23 protein-coding genes and 1 tRNA gene are annotated in these 22,632 nt (G+C 35.5%); 8 read left to right on the plus strand and 16 right to left on the minus strand.

The genetic code is table 11. From position 1 onward, the window contains the following. Nucleotides 1–7: 7 nt before the first annotated feature. Entirely contained in the window at nucleotides 8–1,111 is a 1,104-nt protein-coding gene (gene lpxB, locus ACMA47_RS20100) for a lipid-A-disaccharide synthase (RefSeq protein WP_413931208.1), read from the minus strand. Between the two features lie 78 nt (nucleotides 1,112–1,189). On the opposite strand from lpxB, the gene ACMA47_RS20105 reads away from it, so the two are divergent. Then, nucleotides 1,190–1,699 (plus strand): DUF2480 family protein, encoded by a 510-nt coding sequence (locus ACMA47_RS20105; RefSeq protein WP_079243308.1) that lies wholly within the window; start codon nucleotides 1,190–1,192, stop codon nucleotides 1,697–1,699. A 111-nt stretch (nucleotides 1,700–1,810) separates the two neighbouring features. Further along, a complete protein-coding gene (locus ACMA47_RS20110) occupies nucleotides 1,811–2,470 on the plus strand; it encodes a DUF937 domain-containing protein (RefSeq protein ID WP_034693065.1) in 660 nt (219 codons plus the stop codon). Nucleotides 2,471–2,530: 60 nt separating this feature from the next. Here the strand turns inward: ACMA47_RS20110 and ACMA47_RS20115 are convergent, their stop codons facing one another. Together ACMA47_RS20115 and ACMA47_RS20120 are read right to left on the minus strand one after the other, a co-directional pair. Beyond that, nucleotides 2,531–2,650: a 30S ribosomal protein THX gene (locus ACMA47_RS20115; RefSeq protein ID WP_079243310.1), complete on the minus strand. Its 120-nt coding sequence runs from the start codon at nucleotides 2,648–2,650 to the stop codon at nucleotides 2,531–2,533. 249 nt (nucleotides 2,651–2,899) lie between these two features. After that, nucleotides 2,900–4,294 carry an MATE family efflux transporter gene (locus tag ACMA47_RS20120; RefSeq protein ID WP_413931209.1) on the minus strand — a complete coding sequence of 465 codons (1,395 nt, stop codon included), beginning with the start codon at nucleotides 4,292–4,294 and terminating at the stop codon, nucleotides 2,900–2,902. Between the two features lie 112 nt (nucleotides 4,295–4,406). Between ACMA47_RS20120 and ACMA47_RS20125 the strand changes: the two genes are divergently transcribed. The 3 genes from ACMA47_RS20125 (at nucleotide 4,407) to ACMA47_RS20135 (ending at nucleotide 8,511) form a co-directional block, all read left to right on the plus strand. Next, nucleotides 4,407–4,769, plus strand: a complete 363-nt coding sequence (locus ACMA47_RS20125; RefSeq protein ID WP_413931210.1) for a hypothetical protein — start codon at nucleotides 4,407–4,409, stop codon at nucleotides 4,767–4,769. A gap of 138 nt (nucleotides 4,770–4,907) precedes the next feature. Next, complete coding sequence (aspS, locus tag ACMA47_RS20130) at nucleotides 4,908–6,662, plus strand: aspartate--tRNA ligase (protein WP_413931211.1); 1,755 nt, start codon at nucleotides 4,908–4,910, stop codon at nucleotides 6,660–6,662. A gap of 517 nt (nucleotides 6,663–7,179) precedes the next feature. Next, nucleotides 7,180–8,511, plus strand: a complete 1,332-nt coding sequence (locus ACMA47_RS20135; RefSeq protein ID WP_413931212.1) for a M12 family metallopeptidase — start codon at nucleotides 7,180–7,182, stop codon at nucleotides 8,509–8,511. A 67-nt stretch (nucleotides 8,512–8,578) separates the two neighbouring features. Here the strand turns inward: ACMA47_RS20135 and ACMA47_RS20140 are convergent, their stop codons facing one another. Both ACMA47_RS20140 and ACMA47_RS20145 read right to left on the minus strand, forming a co-directional pair. Continuing rightward, the gene (locus ACMA47_RS20140; RefSeq protein ID WP_413931213.1) at nucleotides 8,579–9,847 is read right to left on the minus strand and encodes an adenylosuccinate synthase; all 1,269 of its coding nucleotides are present in this window, start codon (nucleotides 9,845–9,847) and stop codon (nucleotides 8,579–8,581) included. Between the two features lie 160 nt (nucleotides 9,848–10,007). Beyond that, nucleotides 10,008–10,577: a Crp/Fnr family transcriptional regulator gene (locus tag ACMA47_RS20145; protein ID WP_034693055.1), complete on the minus strand. Its 570-nt coding sequence runs from the start codon at nucleotides 10,575–10,577 to the stop codon at nucleotides 10,008–10,010. Nucleotides 10,578–10,747: 170 nt separating this feature from the next. Here ACMA47_RS20145 and ACMA47_RS20150 point away from each other — a divergent pair, with 170 nt between their 5' ends. Next, a complete protein-coding gene (locus tag ACMA47_RS20150; RefSeq protein ID WP_413931214.1) occupies nucleotides 10,748–11,275 on the plus strand; it encodes a hypothetical protein in 528 nt (175 codons plus the stop codon). An 80-nt stretch (nucleotides 11,276–11,355) separates the two neighbouring features. Here ACMA47_RS20150 and ACMA47_RS20155 read toward each other — a convergent pair whose 3' ends face one another. The 5 genes from ACMA47_RS20155 to ACMA47_RS20175 form a co-directional block, all read right to left on the minus strand. Continuing rightward, a complete protein-coding gene (locus ACMA47_RS20155; protein ID WP_413931215.1) occupies nucleotides 11,356–12,201 on the minus strand; it encodes a mechanosensitive ion channel family protein in 846 nt (281 codons plus the stop codon). Between the two features lie 272 nt (nucleotides 12,202–12,473). Next, a complete protein-coding gene (locus tag ACMA47_RS20160; protein WP_413931216.1) occupies nucleotides 12,474–13,208 on the minus strand; it encodes an SDR family NAD(P)-dependent oxidoreductase in 735 nt (244 codons plus the stop codon). A gap of 139 nt (nucleotides 13,209–13,347) precedes the next feature. Further along, complete coding sequence (gene yajC, locus ACMA47_RS20165; RefSeq protein WP_413931217.1) at nucleotides 13,348–13,710, minus strand: preprotein translocase subunit YajC; 363 nt, start codon at nucleotides 13,708–13,710, stop codon at nucleotides 13,348–13,350. A gap of 10 nt (nucleotides 13,711–13,720) precedes the next feature. Continuing rightward, nucleotides 13,721–14,227 (minus strand): DUF1573 domain-containing protein, encoded by a 507-nt coding sequence (locus ACMA47_RS20170; RefSeq protein WP_413931218.1) that lies wholly within the window; start codon nucleotides 14,225–14,227, stop codon nucleotides 13,721–13,723. 1 nt (nucleotide 14,228) lies between these two features. Then, nucleotides 14,229–15,134 (minus strand): transcription antitermination protein NusB, encoded by a 906-nt coding sequence (locus tag ACMA47_RS20175; protein WP_413931219.1) that lies wholly within the window; start codon nucleotides 15,132–15,134, stop codon nucleotides 14,229–14,231. A gap of 91 nt (nucleotides 15,135–15,225) precedes the next feature. Between ACMA47_RS20175 and ACMA47_RS20180 the strand changes: the two genes are divergently transcribed. Both ACMA47_RS20180 and ACMA47_RS20185 read left to right on the plus strand, forming a co-directional pair. After that, nucleotides 15,226–16,887: an ABC transporter ATP-binding protein gene (locus ACMA47_RS20180; RefSeq protein ID WP_034693039.1), complete on the plus strand. Its 1,662-nt coding sequence runs from the start codon at nucleotides 15,226–15,228 to the stop codon at nucleotides 16,885–16,887. Between the two features lie 99 nt (nucleotides 16,888–16,986). Beyond that, nucleotides 16,987–17,322, plus strand: a complete 336-nt coding sequence (locus ACMA47_RS20185) for a DUF3276 family protein (RefSeq protein ID WP_027375472.1) — start codon at nucleotides 16,987–16,989, stop codon at nucleotides 17,320–17,322. 130 nt (nucleotides 17,323–17,452) lie between these two features. Here ACMA47_RS20185 and ACMA47_RS20190 read toward each other — a convergent pair whose 3' ends face one another. From ACMA47_RS20190 to ACMA47_RS20215, 6 genes are all read right to left on the minus strand, one after another. Then, on the minus strand, nucleotides 17,453–18,655 hold the full coding sequence (locus ACMA47_RS20190; RefSeq protein WP_413931220.1) for a hypothetical protein: 1,203 nt from the start codon (nucleotides 18,653–18,655) through the stop codon (nucleotides 17,453–17,455). Nucleotides 18,656–18,912: 257 nt separating this feature from the next. After that, nucleotides 18,913–18,988: transfer RNA gene (locus tag ACMA47_RS20195), tRNA-His, on the minus strand. 35 nt (nucleotides 18,989–19,023) lie between these two features. Beyond that, nucleotides 19,024–19,743 carry a bacillithiol biosynthesis deacetylase BshB1 gene (gene bshB1 / locus ACMA47_RS20200; RefSeq protein ID WP_413931221.1) on the minus strand — a complete coding sequence of 240 codons (720 nt, stop codon included), beginning with the start codon at nucleotides 19,741–19,743 and terminating at the stop codon, nucleotides 19,024–19,026. An 81-nt stretch (nucleotides 19,744–19,824) separates the two neighbouring features. Then, on the minus strand, nucleotides 19,825–21,477 hold the full coding sequence (locus tag ACMA47_RS20205) for a hypothetical protein (RefSeq protein WP_413931222.1): 1,653 nt from the start codon (nucleotides 21,475–21,477) through the stop codon (nucleotides 19,825–19,827). 91 nt (nucleotides 21,478–21,568) lie between these two features. Then, complete coding sequence (locus ACMA47_RS20210) at nucleotides 21,569–22,441, minus strand: PstS family phosphate ABC transporter substrate-binding protein (RefSeq protein WP_413931223.1); 873 nt, start codon at nucleotides 22,439–22,441, stop codon at nucleotides 21,569–21,571. Continuing rightward, nucleotides 22,431–22,628: a DUF308 domain-containing protein gene (locus tag ACMA47_RS20215; RefSeq protein WP_171006307.1), complete on the minus strand. Its 198-nt coding sequence runs from the start codon at nucleotides 22,626–22,628 to the stop codon at nucleotides 22,431–22,433. Before ACMA47_RS20215 ends, ACMA47_RS20210 begins: the two co-directional genes overlap by 11 nt. Between the last annotated feature and the right edge of the window lie 4 nt (nucleotides 22,629–22,632).

Genomic DNA, 22,632 nt, shown 5'->3' on the forward strand with positions numbered 1-22,632 from the left:
GCACAAACTATACTTTTAATATCACCTCAGCAGCATGATCGCTGGCTCCTTTCCCACCAAGCTTTTCTCTCAGAAGACTATAGTCATTCAGAACCTGTTCCCTTTTTTCTCCTGACAAAATTTTATTGAGTTCTTCTACCAGATTCTTAGTATTCAGATCATTTTGAATCAATTCTTTCACCACTTCTCTGTCCATAATCAGATTAACCAGAGAAATATAATTGATATTTTTCACCAATCTTTTAGCAATAGCATAGGAAATTTTACTTCCACGATAGCAAACCACTTCAGGGATATTCAACAAAGCAGTTTCCAACGTAGCTGTTCCGGAAGTCACCAAAGCTGCTTTTGAACATCTTAGCAGATCATAGGTTTTATTGGATACAAAATGAACATTATCATCTACATATTTCTGATAAAATTCTTTTGGAAGACTTGGCGCTCCGGCAATCACAAACTGATAGTTTTGGAAGTGCGGTCTTACGGAAAGCATTATTTCCAGCATCTTTTCTACTTCCTGTTCTCTGGAACCCGGAAGCAATGCAATGATTTCTTTTTCATTCAAGCCATGCTCTGATTTGAATTTTTCAATGCTTATTTCCTGAAGATCCGAAATAGCATCCAGCAACGGATGACCTACAAAATGAGAATGTACTCCATGTTTTCTGTAAAAGCCTTCTTCAAATGGAAGAATAACCATCATTTCATCCACATATTTTTTGATAATCTCTACGCGGCCTTCTTTCCATGCCCAAAGCTGTGGAGAAATATAGTAAACAACTTTGATTCCCAATTCTTTGGCAAATCTGGCAATTCTCAGATTGAACCCCGGATAATCCACCAGGATCAAAACATCAGGTCTGTTCTTCTGAATATCCTCTTTACAGAATTTAATATTATTCAGAATGGTACGGAGGTTCATCACCACTTCCAGGAATCCCATAAAAGCAAGATCACGGTAATGTTTCACCAACGTTCCGCCCTGAGCTTTCATCAGGTCGCCACCCCAAAATCTGAATTCCGCATGGGGATCCTTTTGTTTTAAGGCTTTCATCAGGTTGCTTCCATGCAAGTCACCGGAAGCTTCTCCTGCAATAATATAATACTTCATTTCTATAGTAAGGATAGAGAACAAATTAAGATAGATATGATCTTAATTCGTAAATTTGTTCAAAGATAATGATAAAAAATGTCAGAAGAATTTGAAATCCGGAATAAAGTTGCAGAAAGCGGCCTTATCAATTTTGACCTTACCACTTTACTGCCAAAAGGGGAAAGAAAAGGTATTGACCTTAAAGATTTCCTTTTTCAGGAAATGATCCTGAAAGAAAAAGATTTCCGCGAAAAGGTAGATGCTATCGATACGGAACAATATAAAGACGCTTATATATACATTTACAATTCTGTTGACACTATTATTCCTCTTTGGGCTTATTTTGTTTTAACAGCAAAAATTACTGATGTAGCAAAGAAAGTAGTTTTTGGAAGCCGCGAGGATCTGGAAGTTATTTTAATGCATAATGCCATCCAGACTCATGATTTTGAGGAAATGAGAGGAAAAAGAGTGCTTGTAAAAGGATGTTCAGATAAAGAAATTCCTGAAAATGCTTATATTGAATTGGTAGAACAACTGAAACCTATTGTAAAATCTCTGATGTTCGGAGAAGCGTGTTCAAACGTTCCTATCATTAAAAACTAAGGTCTTCTGAAACGCTCTCAGAAACTTTAACAATAATTATGAAAGGTGGTCAATTTGTGAGGCATATTTTTTGATAACTTTGGTGTACTTAATACTAAATAAACACAAAAAATGAGTTTAATTGACCTACTTACAGGGAACACTGGCAACCAGGTTGCTGAACAGGCTGAAAACAAATTCGGAATCAGTAAAAACCAGGTAATCGCCCTATTAGCTGTTGCTACCCCTCTTATTATTTCTTATCTTAGAAATAAATCTCAGGATGCTAAAGAAGCAGAAGCTTTAAATAATGCTTTAGATAAAGACCACAACGGAAGTATTTTAAATGATGCTTCACAAATTGAAGCAAGACAGGCTGAAGGAGGATCTATTCTTGATCATATCTTCGGTGGGCAAAAAAGTACTGTTGAAAACCAACTGTCTCAGAACACTGGAATTTCAATAGATAAAATAGGTCCTATCCTTGCGATGCTTGCACCTGTAGTAATGGGTTATATCGGACAGCAGAAACAACAGAGCAATGTAGGAGCAGGAGGTTTAGGAGATCTTTTAGGAGGAATCCTTGGAAATGCTTCCAATCAGGCACAAGCTCAGCAGTCTAATCCTTTGAATGATATTCTTGGAAGTGTTTTAGGAGGTGGCGGACAATCTCAATCATCAGGAAATCCTTTGAATGATATCCTGGGAAGTGTATTGGGCGGTGGTGGAAACCAACAACAAGGTGGCGGCGGATTAGGCAGCATCCTTGGAAATATTTTAGGAGGTAAATAATTAATTTAATTTTCATAAAAAAAGACCGGAGATATGATCTTCGGTCTTTTTTATTTTTAATTACTTTTTAGATTTTTCTGCAGAAGCAGGAAATGATTTTGAAGCTTTTTTAGGTCTTCTTTTACCATAACTTCCGGAATTAATTTTTCCTCTTCTTGATTTTTTGTCTCCTTTTCCCATAGTATTATGTATTTGTTGTTCTACGAATTTAGAAAATACAATACTAAAATCCAATTAATGAAGCTGTTAAAGTTTTATAAATTAGGGAGGGAAGCTGGAGGATGGATGTTCGAAGTTACTATCAGGTTACTATTTTTGACTATCTGTTATCAAATTAGTTCTATTTTCTTCATCTTGTTGATAAAAGACCAGCTTAAATATTTAAGGCTGCCTGTACTCCCCTCTTCAAGCTTCCATCATCCTTACATTCTACACTTTTATCGTCTTCCATTTTCCTTTTTTAAATAAGATGAAAGCAACAATAGTAATCAATGTTTCTGCGGCTGGAATTGATATAAAAACTCCTTTGGGTCCCATGTCAAGATATTTTGATAAGAAATAGGCCAGCGGAATCTGAAACAGCCAGAAACCAAAAAGATTAACCCAGGTAGGAGTCCATGTATCACCAGCTCCATTGAAGGCATTAATCATCACCATCCCGATTCCATAGAAAATAAATCCTATACTCATAATCTGAAGCGCATTTTTAGCAAAATCTTTAATGGCCATTTCCTGAGTAAAAAAACTAACTAAAAAGTTCCCCATAAAAAGGAAAATAAGACTTACCACCAGCATAAAAATGACATTATATTTCACGGTTTTCATCACCGACTGTTCTGCTCTCAGCATTTCATTCGCTCCCATATTCTGTCCTACCAACGTAGAGGCAGCATTACTCAATCCCCAGGCTGGAAGCATAAAGAACATCATCAGCCTTAAAGCAGTCTGATAACCTGCCGATGCATTCTCTCCTCCTGTAGTTGCCACAAGTTCTGCAAGGAAAATCCAACTGCATGAGGCAATGACAAACTGAAAAATTCCGGGAGTTGCAATTTTTATAATGGATTTGATTAATGCATAATTCGGTTTAAAATAAGGAAGCTTAATTCTTATCTGAGTATCGGCTACCAAAAGATGATACAGCTGATAAATAACACCAATGCTACGTCCTATTGTTGTTGCCAAAGCAGCTCCCGTTAGTCCCAAAGCAGGAACAGGTCCTAAGCCTTTTATCAGAATCGGACAGAGAATGATATTAGCAATATTCGCGATCCATAAGCTTTTCATAGCAATCATAGCATTTCCAGCTCCTCTGAAAATCCCATTAATTAAAAACAAAAGCATAATAATCGTGCTGCTTCCCATCATAATTCTGGTAAAATTCTTTCCATAAGCAGCTGCTTCAGGTTTTGAACCCATCAGGATTAAAATTTCTTCTGCAAAGATCACCCCCAACAAGCTTAAAATAAAAGTAATCGCAAAGGAAACGAGTAATACCTGTGCCGCACTTCTGGAAGCCTGTTCCGGATTTTTCTCACCAATTCTTCTCGCTACCAAAGCTGTGGCCGCCATACTCATCCCAATGGCAATAGAATACATTATCGAAAGTACAGATTCGGTAAGCCCCACCGTCTGGATAGCAAAACCGCTTTCTTTCAGATGGCCGACAAAATAGAGATCCACAAGCGCAAATACGGATTCCATAGCCATTTCAAGCATCATGGGAATCGCTAAAAGCAACACAGCACTTCTGATATTCACTTTTGTAAAATCAGTTTCTTCACCGCTGAATGCTTTTTTCAAAAATTCAATATATTTTGTCATTTCACAATTAATATTTTATGTAATCCCAAAAATACAAATCCAATTATTAGAAAAACTTAGCAATTGGTAATAAAATTTAATTTAGATTTGTATATTCTTAAAAATTATCCTTATGAAAAAAATAATCTCTACTACTTTTCTATTTGGAATGTTACTGTCCGGCAGCATGTTCTCTGCCCAGAAGATGAGTCAGGAAAAGATGAAAGCCATTTATTCTGATGATATAGCAACATTCAAAAAACAGTTTGCTCCGGGAGATTACAACAAATGTTTCCTTGTGGGAGATCTACTTTATTCACCCCTTGGCTTCAGTGTAATGTCTGACAGAAAGAATATTATCAACTTCCTTTTGGATAACAAAGCGAATGTGAATAAAAAATGTCAGAATAAAACTCCTCTTGAAGTAGCTGATGAAACAAAAGGCAGTGAGGATGTAAAGAGAATTCTGATCGCAAAAGGTGGTAACAGAATTTAAAAAAATCTAAAAACAATATATGAAACTTCCGAAAGGGAGTTTTTTTTATTTATAAAACCTGCAAAAATCTTATCTTTGCCAACGAAAAATTCAAGGTTCGGAATTGAACCTTAAACATTGAACTTTAAACAAATAATTATGTTTCGATCACACACCAACGGAGAGCTATCTCTGAAAAATCTGAATGAAGAAGTTACACTATCAGGATGGGTACAGACTATCCGTGATAAAGGATTTATGATTTGGGTAGATCTTCGAGATCGTTACGGAATTACCCAGCTGGTTTTTGACCAGGACCGCTCTTCTGCTCAATTGATGGAAGAAGCTAAAAAACTGGGCCGTGAATTTGTGATTCAGGCTACCGGAAGAGTTATTGAAAGAGTAAGCAAAAACCCTAATATTCCAACCGGGGAAATTGAAATTCTGGTAGAAAAACTGACAATTCTGAACGATTCTCAGCTTCCACCTTTCACTATTGAGGATGAAACAGATGGCGGTGAAGAATTAAGAATGAAATACCGTTACCTGGATATCAGAAGAAATCCGGTAAAAGATAAACTGATCTTCCGCCACAAGATGGCACAGAAAGTAAGAAATTATTTATCTGACGAAGGTTTCATTGAAGTGGAAACTCCTGTTTTGATCAAGTCTACTCCGGAAGGAGCAAGAGACTTCGTGGTACCAAGCAGAATGAACCCTGGACAGTTTTATGCATTACCACAGTCTCCACAGACCTTCAAACAGCTTCTGATGGTAGGTGGAATGGATAAATACTTCCAGATTGTAAAATGTTTCCGTGATGAGGATTTAAGAGCTGACAGACAGCCGGAGTTTACACAAATCGACTGTGAAATGGCTTTCGTAGAGCAGGAAGACGTGATGAACGTATTCGAAGGAATGACCAAAACGCTTATAAAAGATATTACAGGTCAGGAATTCGGAGCTTTCCCAAGAATGACTTTCGCAGATGCGATGAGAAAATACGGAAATGACAAACCGGATATCCGTTTCGGAATGGAGTTCGTAGAACTGAATGAACTGGTAAAAGGAAAAGACTTTAAAATATTTGATGATGCTGAATTAGTAGTCGGGATCAATGTAGAAGGATGTGCAGACTATACAAGAAAGCAGATCGATGAACTTGTGGATTGGGTAAAACGTCCTCAGATTGGTGCTTCAGGAATGGTTTGGGCAAAATTCCAGAATGACGGAGTGAAAACCTCATCGGTAAATAAGTTCTACAACGAAGAAGATTTAGCAAAAATAATCGAAAAATTCGGAGCAAAAGAAGGTGACTTAATGTTGATTCTTTCCGGAAACGAAAATAAAGTAAGAGCTCAGCTTTCAGCATTGAGAATGGAGCTTGGAAACCGTTTGGGACTAAGAAAAGGAAATGTATTTGCACCACTTTGGGTTGTTGACTTCCCTCTATTGGAATGGGATGAAGATACTGAAAGATACCATGCAATGCACCACCCTTTCACGTCTCCAAAACCGGAAGATATCCACTTATTGGAAACTGATCCTGGAAAAGCAAGAGCCAACGCTTATGATATGGTTCTGAACGGAAACGAAATCGGAGGAGGATCTATCAGAATTTTTGACAGAGATCTTCAGTCTAAAATGTTTGATTTATTAGGATTTACCAGAGAGGAAGCAGAAGCTCAGTTTGGATTCCTGATGAATGCCTTCAAATATGGTGCTCCGCCACACGGAGGTTTAGCATTCGGATTTGACCGTTTGGTAGCGATTCTTGACGGGAACGAAGTGATCAGAGATTATATTGCTTTCCCTAAGAACAATTCAGGACGAGATGTAATGATCGACGCACCTGCTCCGATTGCTGATGCACAGCTCGACGAATTAGAATTACAATTGAATTTAAAAGCATAAATATAAAGCGGGGTATTTGCCCCGCTTTTTTTATATTCTCATTACAGGAGTCTTAAGTTCACCCTGAACTTCCTGGTGTTTTATATTGACAATACTATTTTTGAAAAATAAATAATAATAAAGTAGCATTATTTAGAATCAAAAAACATTACAAATCCTAACATAATTTATCAATTTGCTAACAAAACAAACTTTACACTAGTAGAATATGCATTTTTACACACTATGTCAAATATTCGTGAAATAACTTGAATTAAAATTTAATAGTAAAAATTAAATTAAAACAATTAAATCAACGAAATAAATACCTTTTTCAAATAAAAAACCAACAAAACAATCATTATATTATGTTATATGTAAATATGATTTTTATTAATATATTTACGTTACACAGCTGAATTATAATGAAGACTTAATCAAAACTTAGGAATTGATGTATTTTTATAATCTCATGCGTATGATAATAATATAGCTGTTCATATTTTAAACCTTGATCACCAAACCAATATTAAATAATATGAAAAGCAAACTATTACTATTATCAGGATGCCTTGTGTTGGCACTGAACTCATGTAGGTCGGACATTGAAAATCCTCAAACTGATTCCATCGATCCTGCAACCACAAAGCTAGACAATGCGAAGATTCACAAATTATCAATTGACGGAAAATTCACGTATGTTAATGAAGTCAATGGAGAATATTTTTATGCAGAAGATATTACGATTAGCCCCGAACAGTTTAATGTATTACAAAAGCAGGCCAACCCCGGAACATCAACAGCAGAGAAAAGCACCATTGTAAGCTCTTTTATTAAGACATGGCCGAATGCAACTGTCTATTATACATTACCCAGCCAGGGAAGTCTGAGTACTCAGAATTACAATACGTTCCTGACGAATATCAACAAAGCGTTTGATATGATTTCTTCACAAACAAGTATGCAGTTTGTAGAACGAACCAACCAAACGGAATATATCACTTTTACTTATACAACATCCAACAGTTCTCCGCTTGGATGGCAAAAAAACAGAGTTAATGGTATTAAAATTTATAATATTACTTATCCCGCTATTATCGCCCACGAAATCATGCATTCTATGGGAATCATGCATGAGCAGTGCCGCCCGGATAGAGATCAGTACATCATTGTAGATGTTAACAAAGCTGTAGAAGGAAGCCGTCATAACTTCAATCTTTACAATGATTATGCAGGACATGGCGCATTTGATTTCGGTTCAGTCATGATGTATCAGTCTACAGACTTTGCAATAGACTCAAGTCAGCCTGTAATGACTAAGCTGGATGGATCTACATTCACCAAGCAAAGAACAGGATTGTCTGCAGGTGATTATGCTGGTATCAATCATTTGTATGGACCCGTTAATGCTACTTCTGCCATCAACGGAACGTATACAATGAGAACAGCTTTAGCGAGTGATAAAAATATAGATATTTCAGGAAGCTCTACTACAGACGGCACCAGCATCATTCTGTATACAGCCTCTACCGGAAATAACCAGCGATTTACTTTCACCAAATCAGATCATGGTTACTATACCATCAAATCTATATTAGACCCTACAAAGGTATTAACCGTGAAAAGTAACGGGACAACGAATGGAACAGCTGTTGAATTAAGAACTAATGCTAATACAGATTCTCAAAAATGGTTATTATTCAATTTAGGAAATAATGGATTTGGATTTGCTCCTAAGAACGCACCAGCATTGAGATTAGAGGTAAAAAATGGCACAACAACCAATCTTACCCCTATTGTAATCGGTACGACTGATCAAACAGTTCAGCCTTCTACAAAGCAACGCTTCATCCTTACAAAAGTTAACTAAATTTCTTCATACAAAAAAGAGGTTAGGAAATAAACTCCCTAACCTCTTTCTATTCTATAACTATCTATTATATTAATTTCAACATCTCATTTCTTCCAGGCCCGGTTGAAAGATAAGCAACAGGAATTCCCAATTCTTGTTCCAAGAATGACAGAAACTCGATGACTTCTTTTGGTAATTCTGAAGGACTTTTCATTGCAGAAAACTCAGCTTCCCAACCATTCATCCATTTTAGTATAGGTTTTCCGTTTTCAGGGAGTAAACCTGAAGCAGTTACGATCTCTCCATTTTCCAGTTCATAATGGGTACAAACTGCTACGGATTTCAGTCCACTTAAAACATCAGCCTTTGTCAGCACCAGCTGAGTCACTCCATTGATCATTACTGCATACTTTAAGGCAGGAAGATCCAGCCATCCTGTTCTTCTCGGACGTCCGGTATTGGAACCAAACTCATTCCCTTTTGTTCTGATCTCTTCACCTAATTCATCAAATAATTCAGTTGGAAAAACACCGTTTCCTACTCTTGTACAGTAAGCTTTTGCAATTCCGAATATCTCACCGATCTTTTTCGGTGAAACACCAAGTCCACTGCTCGCTCCTGAAGCAGTAGTTGAAGAAGAAGTAACATAAGGATATGTTCCGTGGTCAATATCCAGCATGGCAGCCTGAGATCCTTCAGCTAAGATTGTTTTACCTTCTGCCAGAGCATTGTTCAAATATATTTCAGTTTCTGTGCATTTAAATCTTTTCAGAAAATCTACCGCTTCAAAAAATTCATTACTTATTTCCTCCAGAGAAGGAAGTGCCATACCTCCTGCAGTCAGCATCTTATAATCTCTTTCTAAAATGTGTTGTACTCTGCTTTTAAAGTCAGGAGCAAACATATCCCCTATTCTTACATTCTGTCTTAAGATTTTATTTGAATAAGCCTGTGCAATCCCGTTTTTGGTGGTTCCGATGGTTGTATAATCAGAACTTTCCTCCATAAAAACATCCAGAAGCTTATGGGTAGGCAGTACAAAGTGAGCTTTCAATGAAATAATCACATTAGTTTCCGGCTGAACCGTTTCATCAAATACCTGAAGATTTGCAATTTCTTTTTTAAAGCTTACAGGATCAAGAACAGTTCCTGTACCAATTACATTCTGCACTCCTTTCATAAAGATCCCCGAAGGAATCATTTTAAGCGTAATTCTTCGTCCGTTTCTCTCTATGCTGTGCCCAGCATTCGATCCACCATTAAAACGCGCTGTAATGTCATAATTTTCACTGATCAGATCAATAAACTTTCCTTTTCCTTCATCACCCCATTGTAATCCTAATACAATATCCATATTCGTACTTTAAATTTTATGAAGCAAAGCTATGACAGTCAGACAGAAAGACCATTGTCATTTGACAAAAAGAGATTTATTGAGAAATTAGAAGCTAGATGTTAGAAGTTAGTAATAACTGTCAAACACTATTATTCTCCAACTCTCCAACCCACAATTCTTAAACGATATTTCTCCTGATACGGCTCAGTGAAGAAGGAGTAACCCCAAGATAGGAAGCCAGCATAGATTGCGGAACTCTGTTGGCAAGCCCCGGATAATGATTTAAAAAATGAATGTAACGGGATTTCGCATCCTGATTGAGCATGATACTGGCAACCTTTAATTTATTCTCAACAACAAACGCATGGATTCTTGCAAACAAAACCGGCCATACAGCAATTTTCTCTTCCAGAAGTTTAAAATGCTTAAGATCAATCACCAGCAGTACAGCATCTGTAATAGCTTCAATATCTTCATGAGCAGGCAGCTGATCGGTAAAGCCCTGAAAATCTCCTATAAATCGACCTTCATAGATGAAATACCGGGTAAAATCATCACCCTGTTTGTTATAATACAAAGAGCGGAAAACCCCTTCCTTCACAAAAGCAATTCTTTGACTTACTTTCCCGGCTTCTACAAAAGGTTCTCCCTTTTTTACCTTGATTTCCTGAATTCCTTCAGCAATCAAAAGTTCTTCCTGAGGATTCAGTATTCCGAATTTTTTGATATAAGTAAAAAGCTCTTCCATATTTCTGTTCTACCCACGGATTGCGGTAAGATAAAGGTATAAAACTGACTGATAAAAACAATTGTCATTTGGTAAAAATCTTAAAAAAAGGGACAAAAAGGTTTATTAGCGTGAAAAGTACTTTCAACACTGAATAATTTCAATATTTTTGCACCCGAAAAACTGTAACCATGGAAGAAAAAAAAATACATATTGATTTTAACGAGAATATTGTCCGCAAGCAACTGTGGCAGTATTTTTATTACTCATGGAAAAAGAAACTCCCAACTCTTTTGCGGAATTTATTTTATACCTTATTCGTCATCTTCGTTTTCGATAGTCTTATCGGCAATAAAAGCAGATATGACTTTATACGATTTACTTTAATATTCTCAGGACTTGCCAGTATTTTCTGCCTGATCAATTTTTATTATCAGAAAGCTAATTATTCTGATAAAATGAACAAGCATATTGATGAATTAAAAGGCTATCATCCTATAACAGAATTTATTCTCGATGAAAGCAGTATTCATATCAAATGTGAACAATATGAAATGAAGTGTATCTGGAAAAAAATCACCTATGAGGTTTCTAACAAACTTATTCTAATTTCTATGGATATGGGCACAGCATTCACTTACCTGATCAGTGAAGATGAAACTGATCAATATACTGAAATTCTTGACATTCTGCAGAGAAAGGCAAAACAAAAAAAGTAAATAATTTTCTGTTATTCTATAAAAAATAAAAACTCCCACATTACAATAATGCGGGAGCTTCTTAAAAAAATTAAATATAATTATTGATTGTAAACATGAATATCTCTCTGTGGAAAAGGAATTCCGATTCCAGCTTTATCGAGAGCTTCTTTACAACCGATGATTAGTTCTTCGTTCATCGTCCAGAAATTTTCTGTGGAAGTACTTACTCTTACAGATACATTGACAGCACTGTCTCCCAATTCAGTAACCACCACTTGTGGAGCAGGTGTTGCAAGAGCATATTGATTATTCTTAATGACATTCATTAAAATATCCTTGGTCTGTCTAAGATCTGCATCATAGGCAATTCCGATATCCAGTGATGTTCTTCTTGTTCCCAGTTGGGTAAAATTGGTAATACTGTTATTGGAAACGACTCCGTTAGGAATAATAATCAGTTGATTTTGTGGAGTGATCAGTTTTGTATGAAAAATATCAATAGCATCTACCGTCCCTGAAACCCCTGAATTGGTAGAAATAAAATCACCAATCTTAAAAGGTTTTAATAGTAGAATTAAGATTCCACCTGCAAAATTTGTTAAGGATCCCTGTAAAGCTAAACCAACTGCTAAACCTGCGGCACCAATCATGGCGACAAATGCAGAGGTTTGTACTCCAAGTTGCGTCACAACAACAATAAACAGCAGAATATTAAGTCCCCAGTTGATAATATTTAAAAGAAAATGCTGCAACGAAGCTTCCATATTTCTTTTTTTGAAACCTTTTTCAACCAGTTTTTTAATCATTCTGATCATCCATGATCCGATAAGATAAATCAATAATGCAGAAATGATTGCAGTAAAAATTCTCGGTGCCCATGAGATTGCTGAAGAAATTAAGGTGTCCCAGTGTTGTTGAATCTTGTTCAGTTCTAAATCGTCCATTTTATACTATGTGTTTTACTATTTATATCAATGAAGCATTGACATCTTCTGCAGGATTGGAAAAAAAGAAATTCACCTTGCACTGTAGAGTGAAAGTAAATTATATTTTATCCTTAAAAATAGATTGACAGCAGAAAAGAATATTTCTGCTTTACTCAATAATCATTCAGAAATTGAATCTTGCAGGAAGAAATAATTTTTGGGTCATAGAATTACAAAAACAATACCGAAGTGGAGCATTGATCAAAGAAAAAAATGTTAAGAAACTTTCCTTAAGGCAATTTTGCAGCCAAACTTTCCGGTAAAAGCCTAAGAATATGGTAGATAATTTTCCACTTAAAATTCGGAACAATGGTAAAGGAATTTCCGGCATTGACAATAAATTTCGCCACATAATCAGGCTCCATGATCAGAGATTCATTCAGTTCCAGTCCTTCGTTGATTTTTGTTCTGATATAGCCAATAACCAAGGCATTCACAATTATTTTCCGGGAATCTAGTTCCTGTCTCAATCCTGCCAGAAACTGGGTAAATGCAGCCTTTGTGCTTCCATAGACAAAATTACTTTTTCTCCCTCTCACTCCGGACAAGGAAGAGAGCCCGATTATTCTTTCCAGGTTGGTATTGCCTTTATCCATTGCAATAATACTCAGGATAGAAACTCCACCCATATAATTGACTTCCATCATTTGTCTGGCTCCTTTGAAATCAGTCAGCGCTTTTTGATTGTCTACTAAAAAACCGGCAGCATAAACCACAATATGAGGTTTGATGGAAAGATCAGAATAAAATTTTTGATGAGAATCAAAATCTGCAGCATCAAAATACAAAACAGAGACTTTTGAGCCGTCAAGATTGTTTGAATCAATAAAATCATTCAAAGAGGTTGTATTCCTGGAAGCTGCGATTACGGAAAATCCTTTCTCCACATATTGTTTTATGCATTGCTTTGCAACATCAGAATTGGCTCCCAGAATAAGAACCGTTTTGTTTGTGTTTTGATTCATGGGACAAAGATAATTTTTTATTAAACACTAATTTCACAAATTGTTTTTCACTAATGGACACAATTTTTCAAACCAGTATAAAAAAATTGCGGCGGGTGAACTTTGTTCACCCGCCGCAGCTAAATATTTTCAGACTGAATTATTTCTTTTCTTCAGTTGCTGTTTCTTTTTTGTCTTCTGCCTTCTCAGCAGCTTTTGCTTTATCTCCAAAACGAGATTCTGTCATTTCTCTTGAAACTGCAGCCTTTTCGAACTTCAGTTTTCCTGATAACGTTTCGATAACAAAACCGTCATCCTGAACCTGAGCAATTCTTCCGTGAAGACCTGATGTAAGAACTACTCTTGTTCCCACTTTAAGGTTTTCCTGAAAGTTTTTCTCCTGCTTTTGCTTTTTCATCTGAGGTCTGATCATCAGGAAATAAAACCCTACAAACATTACCCCCATCATGATCAGCATCATAGGTGAAGACCCACCCTGTGCCTGTAAAAATACTGTCAACATATTGTAAATATTATGGTTGAATGTTCGCTGTGAACGTTAATCTGATTGGAGCTTTTTCTACATTAGCAAAAACGTCTGCATACTTCTGAACGTTTCCGTCGAAGCTTGAAGAATCAAAGTGTAATGTAACTTTTCCTTTTTTACCAGGCATGATAGGCTCTTTTGTAAAATCAGGAGCTGTACATCCGCATCCTGGCTTCACTTCAGAAATGATTAATGGGTTCTTACCTGTGTTGGTAATTTCATATACGTGCTCTACTTTATCTCCTTTTTTGATTTTTCCAAAATCAAAGCTGTTTTCAGATAAAGCTACAGAAGTAGATGGTTCGTTAGAAACCGGAGCAACTGTTTCACCTGCTACAGGTGCTGCTGCAGAATCAGTAGTTAGCGGAGCCACAACAGCTGCAGAATCAGTAGTTGCAGTTTCAGCACTTTGAGTTTCTTTGTTTTCTTTTTTACATGAAACTAACCCAAAGCCTATAATTGACAAGGCGATAATTGATAACGTCTTTTTCATTTTATATTCTATTTTGATCTTTACAATATTTATCTAAAATACCATTGATGAAGATATTGGAACGGTCTGTAGCAAATACTTTTGCAATTTCAATATATTCATTAATGATCACTCTTGAAGGTGTGAAAGCAAAGTTATCAAGTTCTGCAATTGCTGTAGATAAAATTACTTTATCCATTAGAGAAACTCTTTCCAAATCCCAGTTTTCCAGTCTTTCTTCCAGTTTCTTTTCATTGTTTTCCCAGTTGTTCAGGGTATCTTTTAACAATTTTGCAGCGAATGTTTTATCTTCTTCATCTTTAATCATTTTGATCAAAGTTCTGCTTTCTTCATCTTCTCTCAGGAAACCGATTGTTTTTTGTACCATTGAATTGGCAATATGGATATCATCGTACCATGAAAGTTCCTTATCTCCTAAGTAATCATGAAAATCTTCATTTTCAGCAATATATCTTAGAAATAATTTACCTATAAATTTCTGATCTTCTTCAAAAGAGTATCCTTCTTCTTTCATGAAATCCTGATAACGTTTCCCGGCAGTAATTCTCTGGAAAGTTTTTACCAATAAATCATCATGCATATCCCATTTCAGTTGCTTGTGCTGCCCTGTAAAAAATAATCTTTCAGGATTTTCTTCCAGCTTAAGCAATACCTGGTTGTTGATGAATTTTTGGTTAGGATTAATATCAGCATCAGTTTTAAGAAATTTATTCTTACCAATTTCGATCTGATTTTCTGCCAAATCTTTCAAACCCACCAAAAAGTTGAGCTGATAGATGTATAGATAATAGATTTTCTCTATCCCGGCAAACATGTTTTTCTCTAAAACATCAAATTTTACAGGATTTTGGTAGTAAGAATACACGGTCTGTACTACTTTTTCACGGATTTGTCGTCTTCCTAACATTCAAAGAGCTTTTTTATGGGTGCAAAGATACAAAATTTAAAATTGATGAAATTCGTAGTGTGATGACATTTTTGTAATTTTGTGCAACTATATGAAAGCGCTTAAAACCTTAAACCCCTATTTTTGGAAACACAAAATATTGCTGTTTTGGGGGGTACTATTTATCATTGCCAGTAATTTCTTTAATATATATAAGGTTCAGTTTGTAGGAAAATCGGTGGATGAACTTACAAAAAGTGGGAATCTTGGCTTTAACAATCAGGTTCTGATTTATGTTGGAATTATTGTAGGATGTTCTCTCTTAACCGGATTCTTCACCTTTATGATGAGACAGACGATCATCGTTGCCTCCCGAAGGATAGAATATGAACTTAAAAATAAAATCTACAGACATTATCAGGATTTATCTTTAACGGATTATAAACAAACTACCATCGGAGACTTAATGAACAGATTAAGTGAAGATGTGGTGGCAGTAAGGATGTATCTTGGTCCCGGGGTGATGTATGTAGCCAACCTGATTGTACTGGTGCTGATTACAGCTATTTACATGGTAAAAACGGATGCTTCCATGACGATGTGGACTTTACTTCCACTTCCTATTTTATCTTTTGCTATTTATAAGGTAAGTTCTATTATCAACAAAAAATCGAAGATCATGCAAAAAAGCCAGTCTGCGATTTCAACTTTTGTACAGGACAGCTTTTCCGGAATCCGTGTGGTAAAATTTTTCGCCAGAGAAAAATATATTGAAAAAAACTACGGAATTAAAGTCACCGATTATCAGAATAAAGCCTTGGATCTTGCCAAAACAGAAGCCTATTTCTTCACCATTATTCTTTTTGTCATCGGATTATTAAATGTTGCCATTATCTGGATTGGAGGTACCAAATATATTGCAGGAGAATTAAGCATCGGTAAGATTGCCGATTTCTTTATGTATATCAACACCCTGATTTTCCCTTTCTCTATGGTAGGATGGGTAACTTCTGTCAACCAGAGAGCTGAAGCATCTATGCAGAGGATCAATGAATTTATGGATAAAAAATCTGAGATCATTAATACTAATTTTGAAAACTATCCGATTAAAGGAGATATAGAATTCAGAAATGTTTCTTATGTGTACCCTAATACAGGAATTAAAGCTCTGGACAATCTAAGTTTCAAAGTAAAAGCCGGGGAATCATTGGCTATTATGGGGAAAACCGGTAGTGGAAAATCGACAATTGCCTTACTATTATGCCGATTAATAGATCCTACAGAAGGAGAAATTTTAATTGATGGTAAAAACCTGAAGGACCATAATCTGGAGAACTACAGAAACTTTATCGGATATATTCCTCAGGAGAGCTACTTATTCTCTGATTCTATTGAAAATAATATTGGTTTTGCCATTGATCATCCTTCTCACGAGAAAGTAGTAGAGTATTCCAATATTGCAGATGTTCACAAAAATATTGTAGAGTTTAAAGACCAATATAAAACACTTGTTGGTGAACGCGGAGTCATGCTTTCGGGGGGACAAAAACAAAGAATTTGTATCGCAAGAGCCTTAATTAAGGACCCCAATATCATTATTTTTGACGATTCTCTGTCCGCTTTAGACACTGAAACGGAGCAGAATATTCTGGAAAATATTGATAAAAAAATCAGTAACGCAACTTCCATAATTATCACACACAGAGAGTCTAGCGCACAAAAAGCCCATCAAATTATCAACCTGACCGAAATTGCCAATTCTGTAACCGCATAGCCATTTCATTCTCAATTGTTAAATAAATCATAAAAAAAATTTTGTGATTAAAAGAATTCTTTTATATTTGTTCTTAACAAGATTAAAAAATATCTAACAATGAGTGAATACAAGGAACGCCATGAAAATGAGATTTTCACGAAGGTGTTAAAAGCAGGGAGAAGAACTTATTTCTTTGATGTGCGCGAGACGAAAGCAGGAGATTATTATCTTACAATCACTGAGAGTAAGAAGAATTTCGGAGAGAATGGGGAAGCTACATTCGAGAAGCATAAAATTTACCTTTACAAGGAAGATTTTAAGAGTTTCCAGGAGATGTTTAATGAGTCCACAGATTTCATCATTAATGAAAAGGGTGAGGATGTAATTTCAGAAAAACATGACAAAGACTTCAAGAGCAGATCTTTCACTATTGATTCTGACGACGAAGTTTAAAAAAGAATATCTAAAAACACAAGCATCTGAAAAAGATGCTTTTTTTATGCAGTAAAAGCAATGTTATTTAATTAGAAAAAGAAAAATGGCTTCTTTTTCTTTGGTGAAAAAACTCATGTAATAAATCGGATTAAATCTCATTAAAAGCCAAAAGTGCTATTGTTAAAGGATCAGTTGTAGATAATTTTGTATAATAATTTTTATTTTTTTGTATCTCAACAATTAATGAATATATTCCTTTGTCATATTCTGATAAACATAACCATCTATTACAGATATAACTATCATATGTAAGACTTCCAACTTTCGTATTAGACTTAAGATCCCAATATTGAGTATTATCATTCACATTACCATTCATTAATAAGGCAGATTTTACAAGATCTTTCTTAAAAGTGTTAATATATCTTTGAATGTCAGAAAACGAATAAATAGACTTTTTATTATATAATATTTTGTATTTATAGCATTCATATGGAAAACTTATTGTCAGACCTGCATGAGAAACATCCTCGGGCAGGTCATTTTTTTTCCAATAACTCCATTTATTAGACCGCAATTCATTATTATAGAATGTATTTGATTTTATAAAATTTGCTATTTGATACGCCTGTGTAAGATAAGAATACTGAGAAGTTGCCCTGTACATTTGGATCAGAACTCTTCCAGCAGCACTTTGCATATTAAGAGGTAAAATTACTCCTGGATGCGCCAACGGAGAATTACTACTCCCCCATTCCTTATAATAACCTATACTCTTAGATTCAGTATGCCATTGTCCTTTATGATAATCAAGAGTTTCTTTTACTTTTTGAAGAATATCTTCTACAATCTGAATATAAGTTTGGTTACCATAACGACCTCCAGGATCCGAAATTAACCGTTGAGTAGACTTATTAAGCTTAACTATTGCCGCAAACTTAGCCATTGGATAAACAATATTAGCACTATGGACTAAATGTGAATAAGGCTCTCCTTCATCTGTAATAATATTATAATGGTTAGTTGACCAAGCCGCTCCAGAAACTTTCCTGTAATCAGAAATCTTATTCAGACCTTTTGCCTGGCTTCTAAGATCATCTCTTCTATCTATTGCATTCCCCATAAACTTTATTAAAGTTTCAGCATACTTTTTTTCTTTCGTTTTTTCATACATCAGTACCAATGCTTCCATATGAGCAGAAACACCCCATGAAAACTCAAGTTGATTAGCACTTTCCGAGTAACCTATTGATACATCATATCCTTTGCTATCAAATAATTCTTTATAGTAAGATTGAGCATAAGATTTTAGAGTAAATAGTACAGCAAAGATTATGAGAATTCTTTTCATAGTAATAGCTTTGATTTTGAGATCATTTTAAAGAGAATTATCTTCTCCTAATTCTGGTTAAACAAATATAAAAGTTTCAATCCTCAATCCACGAATTTATTTTACAGAATTAAAGACTACCATTTTTATATGCTGGCTCAAGATTATAAACGTAATACGTGAAAAAATTTTAAAAAAAAGTAGAAAAAGAAACTTTCAGAGGATAGTGAAATGGGTACAAAATAAAAAAGTACACTTTCAAAAAGTGTACTTTCTTTGGGTGAATGATGGGTCTCGAACCCACGACCTTCGGAACCACAATCCGACGCTCTAACCAACTGAGCTACAATCACCGTTTTCTGAGTGCAAATATAGGACAATTTCCTCAACTACCAAACAATTCCATCAAAATTTTTCAAAGAAATTAATCTTTCAGACGTAAAGCCCTCAGCATAAGTCACTCCCGATAATCGCCCTAAATCCTGAGCGCGGTAAGTTAAGCTCTCATAAAAGTCTTTTGTGGTAATTGGAGTCTCAGGTTCTTTAGAAGTCGGGTCATAAAACTGAGTTTTGTATGCCATACAAGCTTCCAATTTTGTATTAAGATGCTCCGAAATATCAATAACAAATTCCGGTTTGATATCTTTCCACTGAATATAATGAAAAACATGTTTTGGTCTCCATACTTCCTGAGATTCTCCATCCAATACAGTTTCAATTTTTCTCAGCCCGGACAAAAAGCACGCATCCGACACTAATTTCGCTCCTTTTGCGTGATCTGGATGTCTATCATCAATGGCATTCGCTAAGACGATTTCTGGCCTGTATTTACGAATCATTTTTACGATCCTCATTTGGTATTCTTCGGAATTCATCAAAAAACCATCTTTCATTCCAAGATTCTCTCTTGCGGAAAGCCCTAAGATTTTGGCAGCATCTGCAGCTTCAACTTTTCTGGTTTCATCTGTACCTCTTGTTCCGAGCTCTCCTCTTGTAAGATCTACAACTACACATTTTTTACCCTCTGAAACCATTTTAGCGATAGTTCCTCCACACCCCAATTCTACATCATCAGGATGTGCTCCAAAAGCAAGTATATCAGTTTTCATAAAATCAAAGATAAGTTTAAAATAAAAACTTCCCAAACATTACGAATGGGAAGTTTTAATATCTATAATTTAAATTTTAAATTACTTATTGATCTCTGCATTTAATTTTACAGCATCCTGATAAGTGGGATCTAACTGTAAAGACTTCGCTACATAATCTTTTGCTTTTGCAGCATCAGAATCTTTGCTCATATATGCTACGGCAAAATAAGCATAAGCAAGAGTCTGTTTATTAGCTTCCTGATCAGCTGGTTTTACTGTACTGATGAATTTCTCATAAGCCATTTTTGCTGCATCATTGTTTCCTGCCTGCTGGTAAGAATACCCCTGGCTGTAATATGCCGGTGCCCAATCTGGAAGAAGAGCCGACATTTTTTGCCATGTAAGGATAGCTCCATTCCAGTTTTTAACATCCTGGTAAGCTGTAGCTAGCTTAAATAATGAATCAGAATCCTGGTTATTAGCAGCAACTTTCTGTTTCAATGCTTCAATTTCAGGGTTAGTAGGTCCTTTGTCAACTTCTGACTGAGATACACCACCACCTCCAGCGATGTTAGCCAATTCAAGATCCCACTTCATTGTTTCATCTTTAGCAGCCTTTGCGATAGCAACTTTCTGCTGAGATTCTGTCATTAAAGCTGTTTTTTTAGCAGCATCTTTTTCATCTTTTGCTAAACCTGCCGCAATAAGACCTTGTAAACCTTGGTCAGCAGGCTGTACTCTTGTTTTTTCAACTTGAGAAACGAAAGTATCCATGTTTTGCTTAGCATCTGCATAGTTTTTATCTGCATATGCATTATAAGCTCTTAATTTGAACTTGATAGGATCTTCAATTTTATCAAAAATCTTGTCTAATACCATTTTAGAGTTTGCATAATCTTCGTTTGTGAAGTATAGTTTTGCAATTTCTAATTGAGTATATGGATCTTCATCAGCATACTTGGTATAGTTGATAAGGTCTTGTGTAGCCTTTGCATTCTGTTGGTATCTGATATCATAACCAGCTAATGCCTTATATGCAGGTGCGTAAGTAGCATCTACACCAATAGCTTTATCAATGTTTTGCTTAGCTTGTTGCCATTGTTGTGCAGCCATCCATAAAGTTGCCATTCTTGTATAAACGGAAGCTTTATTTTTAGCAGTAGGTAATGCTTTATCATAAGCAGACATAGCCTCTCCCGGCATTCTCTTTAATCTGTAAGCATCTCCTAATGTATAATAATAGTGTGCAGGAACACCTTTTTTCTCAGCTTTTTCGATAGCTTTAGTCAAAAACTGAATAGCAAGATCAGGTGAACTGTTTTTCTCGAATAGAGTTAAAGCTTCTGCTGCTCTGAAAAGAACTTCAGCATCTTTTTCTCTTGAATCAGTAACTACTTTCTGAATTTCAGCAACGGCATTTTTATCACCTTTACCTAATTTAACAGCAGCTAAACCAATTTTGTTCAGATAGCTTTTACCATCAGCCGCTAAGCCTTTATTGAAATTTTCAGTTGCTTTAGCGTAATCTGGCTCTCCTTGTCTTAAGAAAGTATTTCCTAAATAGAAGTAGTTATCAGCTGTGGGTTCTTTAGCGATCATTTCAGTGAAATTTGTTTTTGCCTGCGCAAATTTATCACTGTCTATACTGTTGATACCATCCTGCAATGTCTGTGCAGAGGCAAAACCGGTAAAAAATACCACGGCTGCTCCAAAAGCAATCTTCTTTACATTCATATTCATTATATCTTTCATTTTATATTTTCAAATAATTGAGTTTTATTGTACACAATTTTCAGACCAAATCAAAATTTTTAATGAGGATTAATTGTGAATTTAATATTTTTTAACGCATCTGCACTTCTCTCTTATAAATATTATAAGGTTGCAACCCTTCTTTCTGCACAATTTTTTGGCCTAAATGGGTACATGAAAATCTTATAAACCCATTGGCAATATTAAAATTACCTTCGTTAATCAGGAAATAAAGCACTCTTGTAAACGGATATTCCATTGTACGAAGTCCTTCGAAATCCGCATTGTACGATTTTCCTTTCTCTACCACAGGAAGAACCTTCACCATCTCTCTCAATTTTTCTGACGTTTTATCATAAGGACGGCTAAAAGTATTCAATCCAATAACGCCTATTTTATCGGGATATTTTCCTAATTCCTCTATAATCTTCTGATTTCCCGGAATAATGGAAAATTTTAGGTCTTTTGGCTGTTTCTTTAATTTCTCAGCAACAAAATTCAGGTTACTTGAGTTGGTTCCGTCAAAAATAAATTCCTTTTTATCAGACATCAAACCGCTGTTGATTTCTTCTATTGAAATACTTTCTTTTGGAGAATCTTTAGGAACAACAAAAACCACTGCATCTGCAGCAAATTTAGCAGGAAGAAACTTTAAATCAGTTCTATCCTCATATGTTTTTATTTCTTCAGGATTAAGATTTCTGGACATTACTACCACTTTAGCACTTCCTTTCAATAGATCAAGAAGTCCTAAATCTTCTTTCTTGGTTTCTACTTTGATGTGTGTCTCAGGATAGTTGATCATATAGCCGTCAGCTAATGCTTCTGTAACGCTTTGAAAAGATTCGTCAGTAAAAATTGTAAGATTACCTTTGTGATAAGAAGGAGCGTTTTTCTCCTTTTTGCAGCTTGCAAGCATCATACTCAACACAAAAATTACTGCAAGCTTGAAACTATTCTTCATTTCTCGATTTTTTAATTCTTGAGATCGCCCTGTAAATTCTAAAAATACCATAAATAATAAGCACCACTCCTAATGCATAAGCAACGGCGGGCTCTAAGATAGTAAAGAAGAATTTGTAGACAATCACTACAATTCCTAAAACGATATAAAACAATCCCGTAACCAGGGATAACCAATTGAACATCATGTAA

The sequence above is a fragment of the Chryseobacterium sp. T20 genome (genome assembly GCF_047345655.1).
In the GTDB taxonomy this organism is placed as follows: Bacteria; Bacteroidota; Bacteroidia; order Flavobacteriales; family Weeksellaceae; genus Chryseobacterium.

What these genes read in the sequence shown, in the direction of transcription:
- lpxB (WP_413931208.1), bottom strand. Translation starts at nt 1,111, where the DNA reads ATGAAGTATTATATTATTGCAGGAGAAGCTTCCGGTGACTTGCATGGA.
- ACMA47_RS20105 (WP_079243308.1), top strand. Translation starts at nt 1,190, where the DNA reads ATGTCAGAAGAATTTGAAATCCGGAATAAAGTTGCAGAAAGCGGCCTT.
- ACMA47_RS20110 (WP_034693065.1), top strand. Translation starts at nt 1,811, where the DNA reads ATGAGTTTAATTGACCTACTTACAGGGAACACTGGCAACCAGGTTGCT.
- ACMA47_RS20115 (WP_079243310.1), bottom strand. Translation starts at nt 2,650, where the DNA reads ATGGGAAAAGGAGACAAAAAATCAAGAAGAGGAAAAATTAATTCCGGA.
- ACMA47_RS20120 (WP_413931209.1), bottom strand. Translation starts at nt 4,294, where the DNA reads ATGACAAAATATATTGAATTTTTGAAAAAAGCATTCAGCGGTGAAGAA.
- ACMA47_RS20125 (WP_413931210.1), top strand. Translation starts at nt 4,407, where the DNA reads ATGAAAAAAATAATCTCTACTACTTTTCTATTTGGAATGTTACTGTCC.
- aspS (WP_413931211.1), top strand. Translation starts at nt 4,908, where the DNA reads ATGTTTCGATCACACACCAACGGAGAGCTATCTCTGAAAAATCTGAAT.
- ACMA47_RS20135 (WP_413931212.1), top strand. Translation starts at nt 7,180, where the DNA reads ATGAAAAGCAAACTATTACTATTATCAGGATGCCTTGTGTTGGCACTG.
- ACMA47_RS20140 (WP_413931213.1), bottom strand. Translation starts at nt 9,847, where the DNA reads ATGGATATTGTATTAGGATTACAATGGGGTGATGAAGGAAAAGGAAAG.
- ACMA47_RS20145 (WP_034693055.1), bottom strand. Translation starts at nt 10,577, where the DNA reads ATGGAAGAGCTTTTTACTTATATCAAAAAATTCGGAATACTGAATCCT.
- ACMA47_RS20150 (WP_413931214.1), top strand. Translation starts at nt 10,748, where the DNA reads ATGGAAGAAAAAAAAATACATATTGATTTTAACGAGAATATTGTCCGC.
- ACMA47_RS20155 (WP_413931215.1), bottom strand. Translation starts at nt 12,201, where the DNA reads ATGGACGATTTAGAACTGAACAAGATTCAACAACACTGGGACACCTTA.
- ACMA47_RS20160 (WP_413931216.1), bottom strand. Translation starts at nt 13,208, where the DNA reads ATGAATCAAAACACAAACAAAACGGTTCTTATTCTGGGAGCCAATTCT.
- yajC (WP_413931217.1), bottom strand. Translation starts at nt 13,710, where the DNA reads ATGTTGACAGTATTTTTACAGGCACAGGGTGGGTCTTCACCTATGATG.
- ACMA47_RS20170 (WP_413931218.1), bottom strand. Translation starts at nt 14,227, where the DNA reads ATGAAAAAGACGTTATCAATTATCGCCTTGTCAATTATAGGCTTTGGG.
- ACMA47_RS20175 (WP_413931219.1), bottom strand. Translation starts at nt 15,134, where the DNA reads ATGTTAGGAAGACGACAAATCCGTGAAAAAGTAGTACAGACCGTGTAT.
- ACMA47_RS20180 (WP_034693039.1), top strand. Translation starts at nt 15,226, where the DNA reads ATGAAAGCGCTTAAAACCTTAAACCCCTATTTTTGGAAACACAAAATA.
- ACMA47_RS20185 (WP_027375472.1), top strand. Translation starts at nt 16,987, where the DNA reads ATGAGTGAATACAAGGAACGCCATGAAAATGAGATTTTCACGAAGGTG.
- ACMA47_RS20190 (WP_413931220.1), bottom strand. Translation starts at nt 18,655, where the DNA reads ATGAAAAGAATTCTCATAATCTTTGCTGTACTATTTACTCTAAAATCT.
- bshB1 (WP_413931221.1), bottom strand. Translation starts at nt 19,743, where the DNA reads ATGAAAACTGATATACTTGCTTTTGGAGCACATCCTGATGATGTAGAA.
- ACMA47_RS20205 (WP_413931222.1), bottom strand. Translation starts at nt 21,477, where the DNA reads ATGAAAGATATAATGAATATGAATGTAAAGAAGATTGCTTTTGGAGCA.
- ACMA47_RS20210 (WP_413931223.1), bottom strand. Translation starts at nt 22,441, where the DNA reads ATGAAGAATAGTTTCAAGCTTGCAGTAATTTTTGTGTTGAGTATGATG.
- ACMA47_RS20215 (WP_171006307.1), bottom strand. Translation starts at nt 22,628, where the DNA reads ATGATGTTCAATTGGTTATCCCTGGTTACGGGATTGTTTTATATCGTT.